Source organism: Leptolyngbya cf. ectocarpi LEGE 11479, assembly GCF_015207065.1.
Taxonomy (GTDB): domain Bacteria; phylum Cyanobacteriota; class Cyanobacteriia; order Phormidesmidales; family Phormidesmidaceae; genus Leptothoe; species Leptothoe ectocarpi.
This window is the reverse complement of the sequence record NZ_JADEXP010000271.1, coordinates 1-8,973: the sequence shown is the minus strand read 5'-3', so window position 1 is coordinate 8,973 and position 8,973 is coordinate 1. Positions and strand designations below refer to the sequence as shown.

General features: G+C 49.9%; 7 protein-coding genes. 5 read left to right on the top strand and 2 right to left on the bottom strand.

Annotation, left to right across the window (positions count from 1 at the left end; all coding sequences use genetic code 11):
• The 5 genes from IQ260_RS22485 to IQ260_RS22465 all read left to right on the top strand — a co-directional run.
• Positions 1 to 355 (top strand): FxLYD domain-containing protein (locus tag IQ260_RS22485; protein WP_193995325.1); only part of this gene is annotated, 355 nt, incomplete at its 5' end.
• 650 nt (positions 356 to 1,005) lie between these two features.
• Positions 1,006 to 2,517 carry a UbiD family decarboxylase gene (locus tag IQ260_RS22480; protein WP_193995324.1) on the top strand — a complete coding sequence of 504 codons (1,512 nt, stop codon included), beginning with the start codon at positions 1,006 to 1,008 and terminating at the stop codon, positions 2,515 to 2,517.
• A gap of 26 nt (positions 2,518 to 2,543) precedes the next feature.
• Complete coding sequence (locus IQ260_RS22475; protein ID WP_193995323.1) at positions 2,544 to 3,482, top strand: bestrophin family protein; 939 nt, start codon at positions 2,544 to 2,546, stop codon at positions 3,480 to 3,482.
• Positions 3,483 to 3,841: 359 nt separating this feature from the next.
• Complete coding sequence (locus IQ260_RS22470; RefSeq protein WP_228016350.1) at positions 3,842 to 5,893, top strand: c-type heme family protein; 2,052 nt, start codon at positions 3,842 to 3,844, stop codon at positions 5,891 to 5,893.
• 91 nt (positions 5,894 to 5,984) lie between these two features.
• Entirely contained in the window at positions 5,985 to 7,337 is a 1,353-nt protein-coding gene (locus IQ260_RS22465) for a response regulator (RefSeq protein ID WP_193995322.1), read from the top strand.
• A gap of 44 nt (positions 7,338 to 7,381) precedes the next feature.
• On the opposite strand, the gene IQ260_RS22460 is transcribed toward IQ260_RS22465, so the two are convergent.
• Positions 7,382 to 7,708, bottom strand: coding sequence for a GNAT family N-acetyltransferase (locus IQ260_RS22460; protein WP_193995321.1), 327 nt, complete (start codon positions 7,706 to 7,708; stop codon positions 7,382 to 7,384).
• Positions 7,709 to 7,713: 5 nt separating this feature from the next.
• A partial coding sequence (locus IQ260_RS22455) for a CPBP family intramembrane glutamic endopeptidase (RefSeq protein WP_193995320.1) occupies positions 7,714 to 8,973 on the bottom strand: 1,260 nt, incomplete at its 5' end.

Here is an 8,973-nt window from a genome sequence, read left to right as displayed (position 1 = left end):
AACCTATACTGCCGCCGCTCCCATCCCCTACACCTGGGACATCAAACAGCCAGCCCAGCTCAGCTTTGACCTCACCGCCCGCCGCGAAAGCCTCGACATTTACGACCTCACCGACAGCGCCTACTTCGACGCCGACTGGGCCGTCACCAACACTGGCGACACCGCCATCCGCCAGCTCAAACTCCAAGCCAACTTCTACGACTCACAGGACAAACTCATCCTCAGCGAAGACATCCTAGCCGTCTACGGCAGCGACGCCCCCATGCTGCCCAACGAAACCAGACCCATCCGAGTAATCAAGTCTATTGATAAGGACTACGCCCGGTATGACGTGAAAGTGGTGGAGGCAAAATAGGCTATCTCTGCAGGAGACTCCGCGCTAGGTTTGCCCATGCCCACAGGGCCTATACGGTTTCGCTCAGCCTACCAGGCAGCTACCGTGTATACATTAAGTTGGAGAGTGGCTCTAGATTTCGAGCCCTCATCCCCCAACCCCTTGCTCCCTGAGGGAGAAGGGGGGCTGGTCTCAAAGTCCTTCTCCCTCAGGGAGAAGGATTTAGGATGAGGGTCAATCCAAGGCTAGATATACCTTTCAGAGAATTATCTTCTAGATGTGTGTATACCGTAGCTACCAAGCAGAAAAGCCAGAGGGAGAACTAAAAGCCTAAAAGGGAAGGATAACCTTACTTTTACGGTGTGGAGCGAATGCGGAACAGCGTAACCACCCCACCGACCTAGTGCAACCACCTTGAGCCCTCTTCCCAAAATCCTCTTATGCAAGGGGCCTGGGGACGTTGAGGTCCCCAGATCGGGAGGTTTCAGGAGGGAAAGTCCTGAGCAGCCCATTCCGCCACACCACCCAATTCCCCCCAAACCCATTTCCTCGCATAATAGAAAACGTAGCTTTACCTTTCGTAAACTAGCAACCCCTTCTGAGATCCCCCTTAATCCCCCTTAAAAAGGGGGAAGATACTCAGAATTCTCTCTATCGACACCCCTCACCCCATGGCCAGAGATCTCCGCGAATTCATCAACCTAGTCGAACAACGTGGCCAACTCCGCCGCATCAAAGCCCTAGTCGACCCCGAACTAGAAATAGCCGAAATCTCCAACCGCATGCTCCAATGCGGCGGCCCCGCCCTCCTATTCGAAAACGTCAAAGGCTCCCCCCACTCCATCGCCGTAAACCTCCTCGGTACCCTAGAGCGCACCTGCTGGTCCATGGATATGGAACACCCCCAGGAACTAGAAACCCTCGGCAAAAAGCTAGGCATGCTCCAGCAGCCCAAACCCCCCAAAAAAATCTCCCAAGCCATCGAATTTGGCAAAGTCCTCTTTGACGTCGTCAAAGCCAAACCCCAACGCGACTTGCTGCCACCGTGCCATCAGGTCGTCCTCAAAGGCGACGACGTGGACCTTACCCAGATTCCCATGATCCAACCCTACCCCCAGGACGGCGGCAAAGTTGTCACCCTGGGGTTGGTAATCACCAAAGACTGCGAAACCGGTATCCCCAACGTGGGCGTCTACCGGCTGCAGCTACAAAGCAAAAACACCATGACCGTCCAGTGGCTGTCGGTACGAGGCGGGGCGAGACACCTGCGCAAGGCGGCAGAGAATGGGAAAAAGTTAGAAATTGCGATCGCAATCGGCGTCCACCCCCTGATTATCATGGCCGCCGCCACCCCCATCCCCGTAGACCTGTCCGAATGGCTGTTTGCCGGACTTTACGGCGGTAGCGGCGTGCATCTCGCCAAATGTAAAACCATTGACCTGGAAGTCCCCGCCACCTCAGAATTTGTGCTTGAAGGCACCATCACCCCTGGCGAAGTCGCCACCGACGGCCCCTTTGGCGACCACATGGGCTACTACGGCCCGGTTAACGACAGCGCCCCCCTCGTACGGTTCCAGTGCGTCACCCACCGTAAAAACCCCATTTATCTCACCACCTTTAGCGGTCGTCCCCCCAAAGAAGAAGCGATGATCGCCATTGCCCTCAACCGCATCTATACCCCCATCTTGCGACAGCAGGTGTCCGAAATTGTCGATTTCTTCCTACCCATGGAAGCTCTCAGCTACAAAGCCGCCGTCATCTCCATCAAAAAAGCCTACCCCGGCCAGGCCCGTCGCGCCGCCATGGCCTTTTGGACCGCGCTGCCCCAGTTTACCTACACCAAATTTGTCATCGTCGTGGACCACGATATTAATATCCGCGACCCGCGCCAGGTGATCTGGGCGCTCACATCTAAGGTAGACCCCACCCGTGACGTGTTTATCCTGCCGGACAATCCCTTTGATTCTCTGGACTTTGCCAACGAAAAACTGGGTCTGGGCGGTCGCATGGGCATCGACGCCACCACCAAGATTCCCCCCGAAACTGACCACCAATGGGGCGACGAACTCAAATCTGACCCTGATGTGGCCGCCATGGTGGAACGACGCTGGGCCGAGTATGGTCTGGGGGATCTAGACATGGGCGAAGCCGACCCCAATTTGTTTGGCTATGATATTCGCTGATTAAATCAAACCATAAGGAGTTAGCCATGGCAGAAGATCGCCGTCCCTGGTTTAAGACGCTATTTTGCCTACGCGGTTCCGTCATTCGGGCTGTGGTACCCAGGGTTGGCATGTGTACCGCGTTTGCTCTCCTGGTCACCCTGTTTCACCATGGGGGGCTGTCGGTCTCCTGGCCCGTTCTTGGCAGTGTGGTCCCCAGCCTGGTACTAGGTTTGCTGCTGGTGTTTCGTACCAATGCCTCCTATGAGCGCTTTTGGGAAGGCCGTAAGCTGTGGGGCACTATGATTAACACCGTCCGTAACCTGGCGCGGCAAATCTGGGTGTCTATTGATACCGATCGCCAGTCCAAGGAGCAGGCCTTGAAGCTATTGGTGGCATTTGCGATCGCAACCAAACAGCATCTACGCTATCAGCCTTGCGCACAAGAACTCCGACATCTCGTCACCCCCACCCAGCTAGATAAAATCTCGGAAATGAACAGCCCGCCATTAGAAATTGCCTTCTGGCTAGGGGACTATCTCCAGGTTCAGCAGCTGAAGGGACGGATCAATCCCTACCAGCACCAAGCTATGGTCCAGCAGGTCAATACCCTAGTGAATATTATCGGCGGCTGCGAACGCATCCTTAAGACGCCGCTCCCCCTGTCCTATTCCATCCACCTCAAACAGCTTTTGGTCATGTACTGTATGGCCTTGCCGTTTCAAGTAGTGAGCGAACTCAACTGGTGGACAGTTCCCGTGGTTGCCCTAGTCGCCTTTGCTGTCTTTGGTGTCGAAGAGATTGGTCTAGAGATTGAAAATCCCTTTGGCTGCGATCTCAACGATCTGCCTCTAAATGCCATTTGCCAAACCATGGAGCGCAACATCCAGGACCTCATCACCCTGACACCGAGTATCGAGAAAACCGAAAACCAGCCCTGGCAGATTACAACCCTGATGCCGCTGAGCAAAGAATGCGATCGCTGATTGGGGAGATAGGCCGATCTGTAGCCGTCACTATTGGACGATTTCTCACTGCTAACGTCATCCCGAAGCTCAGCAATGCCCAAAGAATATTTTCATCAAAACTACACACAGCCTCGGTGGGCTGGAGCCATTGTCAGTATTTTCTACCACCAGAGCATCCTCTCCAAATGGCGCAATGTACCAAGCGATTATGGTTCCAACGCCCAGGAAAGAAACTCAGTAGTTTAGGAAATATCCACATAGATATGAAATGTTGGCTTAACAGCTAGCACATACTGCGTGGTCAACCCGGTAGTAACACATAATCGACCCATAGAGTAATTACTTATATACCTAACTTTTCTAGGGTGAGTCACACTATGAGGTCTAAACGTCGTCTTTCTAGCCTAGGTAATAAATTTACAAAAATGCTGACGATTATTTTCTTCGTTGGCATTATCTCTAGCGGTCTTATTCTCTCAGCGGCGATGCGTCAGAAAGCTGAGGGAGAAATGGTGCAGCAGGCGGAGATATTAATTCAGACCATGAATGCCGTTAGGGCCTATACCAGTGGCAAAGTCAGACCTCATCTCACCGACAAACTGGCCGAAGCATCAGACTTTATTCCTGAAACAGTTCCAGCTTATTCCGCTCGCGAGGTATTTGAAGGCTTCCGTACAGACGATAACTACCAGGACTTCTTGTACAAAGAAGCCACGTTAAATCCGACCAATCCCAAGGACCAGGCCGATGAGTTTGAGACCCAAATTGTCAATCAGTTTCGGGACAATACTGAGATCAATGAACTAAAAGGCTACCGTACCCTAGGAGGTAAAAAGCTGCTGTACATCAGCCGCCCGCTCAAAGTTGAACAAGAGAGCTGTCTAGAATGCCATAGCACCCCCTCAAAAGCACCAGCCAGCATGATTGCCACCTACGGCAAAGAAAACGGCTTTGGCTGGCAGTTGGGAGAAATCGTTGCGGCCCAGACCATATACATACCCTCTGCCCAGGTATTTGCAGGCAGCAGTCGCTATCTTTTGCTAGTAATCGCTATTTTTAGTGGAGCATTTGCTGTCGTCATTAGTGTTATTAACCGATTATTAAAAACGACGGTCATTACCCCCTTAGGCCAGCTCAACAAACTGATCCGTGACATTAGTTTGGGGCAGCGGATATCACTGTCCACTAACCCAGATGAGTCAACATCCTTAAGTAAGCTGGCAGCTCGAGCAGATGAGCCAGGCCAGCTAGCCCGTGCATTTGAACATATGGCCAATGAAGTTGCCCTGCGAGAACAGTCATTGAGCCATGCAAAGGAAAGTGCCGAGGCTGCCACCCAAGCAAAAAGCGACTTTTTGGCTAACATGAGCCATGAATTACGCACACCCCTCAATGCCATTATCGGCTACAGCGAGATGCTAGCCGAAGATGCTGACAACCTATCGGCAGAGGATGCCCAGACCGATTTATATCGTATTCAAGGTGCTGGCAAACAGCTGCTCACCCTGATTAACTCGGTGCTTGATCTATCCAAGATCGAGTCCGGTCGTATGGAGCTATATATCGAAGAATTCTCCATTTCGTTTCTAGTTGAACAAGTCATTGATGTGCTCAACCCGCTGGTTCAGAAAAAAGGCAATAAGCTCATCGTTCATCACGAAACAGAGATTGATTTGATCGTAGCGGATCGCCCCAAGGTGCACCAAAGCTTATTAAACCTACTCAGTAATGCCAATAAATTTACTGAGGATGGCACCATTGCCCTGGCAATCAAATCCATTATGCAAGGGGATGCCCCATGGATAGACTTTATCATTACCGATACAGGAATCGGCATGACATCGGAACAGCAAAAGACGGTGTTTAAAGCCTTTGCCCAAGCTGACACCTCGACAACTCGTCAGTTTGGCGGGACAGGTCTAGGCCTCACTATTACCAAACAGTTTGCCACTATGATGGGGGGAGACATTATCGTAGAAAGCCAATATAACAAAGGTTCTCAATTCACCCTGCGGCTACCTCAAACAGTCCAGGGAGGCAGTAGTGAGCCTATTGTTGAAGAGAAGCCATGGATTTTGTTGTTGCAGGCCAAGGAAAAGAATGAGGAAGTCGTTACCCGCGTACTTCAGCAAGAAAATTGGACAGTAAAATGTGTTGACAATAGCGCCGATGCGTTAACTCTAGCCCAGGTAGATATGCCAGTTTTGGTTCTAATTGATCTAAATCTAGAGCCCGACGCGGTTCAATGCATCAAAACTCTGCGACATACATCTATATTTGAAAATGTTCCCATCATTGCCATGGCCAATTCAGCCATTGATACAGACGTTAGTGCTCAAATCGCTAATGATATTCAGAGCATTTACTATCGCAATGACTTGAACCTGCAAGACTTCTTAGAAGAACTGCAGGTGTGTGCAGCCGTGTAGGCTAATTCCTCTTATCTATTGTGAGGCCCTAGCTTGGTCTAGGCTATTTTCGACATCAATGAGTGGTTAATCTATCCCATCCGTATTCGCTATGCCCAAGATTTTATTAGTAGAAGACAATGCATTAAATCGTAAGATGCTGGACCGCAAGCTACAGCATTGCGGATATGAGATGTTATTGGCGACTGACGGCGATCAGGGTGTGGCCCTAGCCATCCATCACCAGCCCGATTTGATCATTATGGATACCGAGCTGCCTGTTATGGATGGATGGCAGGCAATTAAAGTGCTCAAAGCCTCTACCGCCACTGCGCACATTCCTGTCATTGCATTAACCACCAATACCAAGTCAGGCAATTGGAAGACAGCTCTCAAAGTTGGCTGCAATGACTATGACACCAAACCGATTGTACTCAAGCGTCTTCTAGGCAAAGTCGAAGCATTGTTAGGTGTCAATTCATCCCCAGCCAACCTGGCAACAGCGCCCTTGGAAGATCTAGGGTTACAAGAGTTTGCTTTTAACCAAGCAGAGGCTCAAAACAATGGCTTTTTAGGGTTGAAAACTGGCACGCTAGCCCCAATCCTCAATTCGAGTAAGTCATCCAATGGGCTTTTGAATGGCTGCTATCAGACCACTGAGGTTTTGCATTCAGACGCTTTTGGGCAACGTATCTTAGCCAAAGATGTCAAGGGGGCAACACCCCAACCAGTGCTGATCAATACGTTTAATTTACCGGTCGAAAACGCATCGTTACTTTCCTCAGTCCGTGACTTTTTAGCCTCAGAAATGAGTTTTTTAAAGGTCGTCAGCCGACAGGACGATATTGCCACCTGTCTAGATTATTTTGAAGAAAACGAAGTATTTTACTGGGTTCAAGAGCATGTCCTGGGGCGCTCGTTGGTCACTGAGTTAGGCAGCGCTCAGTCAATGGGATACGTTCTGCAGCTCACCCACAGTTTATTAAGCAATGTGCATCCGTTTCATCAAGGGCAAATGGTGCATTGTGAATGCCATCCCGATAGCTTTGTTCGTCGCCAATCTGACAACCGCATCGTTTTAGTGGATTACGGTCTCTTGACCAGAATGTTTGTGAATCTTCGTTCCCATTCGTTAGCGTATCGTCAGGCGCTCTTAAAGCCGCGTCAGTATCAAGCAGCTGAGCAACGAGTGGGCAATCCTCAGTTAAACAGTGATATTTATTCCATAGGTATGATTGTGTTGCAATCACTGACGGGACAGTCTCCAGAATGGTTAGCCAATACTGTTTCTCAGCGCAATTTGACCGGCTTGGTCAAGGCGGATCCTAAAATTGTGAAGCTATTTGAACGGATGGTTAGTCCCAATGAACAGCTACGCTTTAAGGCAGCGGGTGAGGCATTAGCTGCGCTTCCCCTGGGTTTGATGCCTAAAAAAACCGTCTATCAGCAAGCCTTCTCTTCATAGGCTCAGGCATTGGATCATGGAGCTTGGTGATGTTTGGCAGTCAATTATGTTCCTGTCTGCAAGATGTTGTGGACAATTTTCCAGTTCTGATTTGCCCAAAAGCGCTTTTCTTTTGAATTGGATGTTTTAGCGATGGCGTTGACCTTGATTACACCACGCTGTTTGAGACGGGCTACCAGAGTGTCTATCAGCTGACTACCGTAGTAGCAGCGGCGATATTTGGGTTTGACGTAGACATGTTGAATGACAGCAGAGGTGGTTGATTCAAGTTTGGCAATACTGACGCCTTCAATACCCTCAGGCGATTTGAGACAGATAATTTCATAGTCAGGGGGTAACCTGTCATCGGTTAACTGCTTTGGCAATGTCACGGAGCCTAACGGCAGTGACACGATCTGACATCGGTTAACTGCTTTGGCAATGTCACGGAGCCTAACGGCAGTGACACGATCTGATCATAGTCTTCAGGCATGGCGGACCGTAGCTGTAATCGCTCATCTTTGAGTGCCTGTTGCCATTCCTGAGGATGCCGCCACCGTAACCATACACCTGGTAAAAGCGGTAGCAGCAGTAGCATAATGACCAAAATACCTGAGGAAACCAGATAAATGTCTTGAGCTTTAAGCAGAAGCATTGCCCCGAGCAAGCTGTTGTAAGTGCAGTGACCAACAATTGTTGTCAATAGCCCAAATCGTAGGAAAAATAGGCCATATAGAAAAATTGCTGGTAACCACAGCTCAATACCCCGGAGATAAAATGGCTCGCTGACATACCCTAAATGAGCAAATGCCCAAAGACCACCAGGAATAAGCAGGGCCAGCCAGCGATGGCGGAGAAGCAATAGAACAATACTAATGCCAACTAGTCGCGCCTCTAGCTCCTCACCAATAGCGGGAAGGATACCGTTTCTCAATGCGCTCATAAAGGGTAAGGGCGTAGAAAACAAATTGCTGTAATCAACGCCCATGGGGGACCACGTATCAAATACGTAGGTGGCAATCAGGTAGAACGTCACCATATAAGCCATGCTAAGACCGGCCAGCATGAGCCCGCGCCAGTAGGCTTGGGTAAATGTGACGAGACGACTGGGATGACGCGGCAGAATCATATCTTGTTGAGGCCAAACCCGTCTTGCCAGCTGTTGTCCCCCTGCCCATAAAAAGTAAACAGGGACGGCCCGAACAATGGCGTTATAAAGACTGTCAAATATAGCTTGAACCCAGAATAGATAGTAATTTTGGGTAGTACTGTAATAGCTTTTAGCTAGGGGTAAGGTATTCCACTGGGCCAACAAACTGACTGCCAAGACGATAAAGGCCGGGGTTAAACCTGAACGCCAGCCGATTTGTCCACGGGCCATGGCAATTAGATAAAACAGACAGGCGATGATCAAAGAACCATCAACCAAAATACTAGAGGCGTTGACATCAAAGAAACGAGCTAGATTTCTGGTCTCTCGATACTCACGGGTAAAGGCTTCCGGTATTTTTAGCCAGTAGCCATAGTAACCAATCTCATCACCCTGAATGCTTACGGTCAAACGTAGCTCAGAGTCCTCAAGGGACCAATCTTTTCGTTTCCATTGAAAGGTGTGATCGGTACGATTGGGCTGCTGGACAGTTGAATTCTCTAGAGC

What these genes read in the sequence shown, in the direction of transcription:
- IQ260_RS22470 (WP_228016350.1), top strand. Translation starts at nt 3,842, where the DNA reads ATGAGGTCTAAACGTCGTCTTTCTAGCCTAGGTAATAAATTTACAAAA.
- IQ260_RS22465 (WP_193995322.1), top strand. Translation starts at nt 5,985, where the DNA reads ATGCCCAAGATTTTATTAGTAGAAGACAATGCATTAAATCGTAAGATG.
- IQ260_RS22480 (WP_193995324.1), top strand. Translation starts at nt 1,006, where the DNA reads ATGGCCAGAGATCTCCGCGAATTCATCAACCTAGTCGAACAACGTGGC.
- IQ260_RS22475 (WP_193995323.1), top strand. Translation starts at nt 2,544, where the DNA reads ATGGCAGAAGATCGCCGTCCCTGGTTTAAGACGCTATTTTGCCTACGC.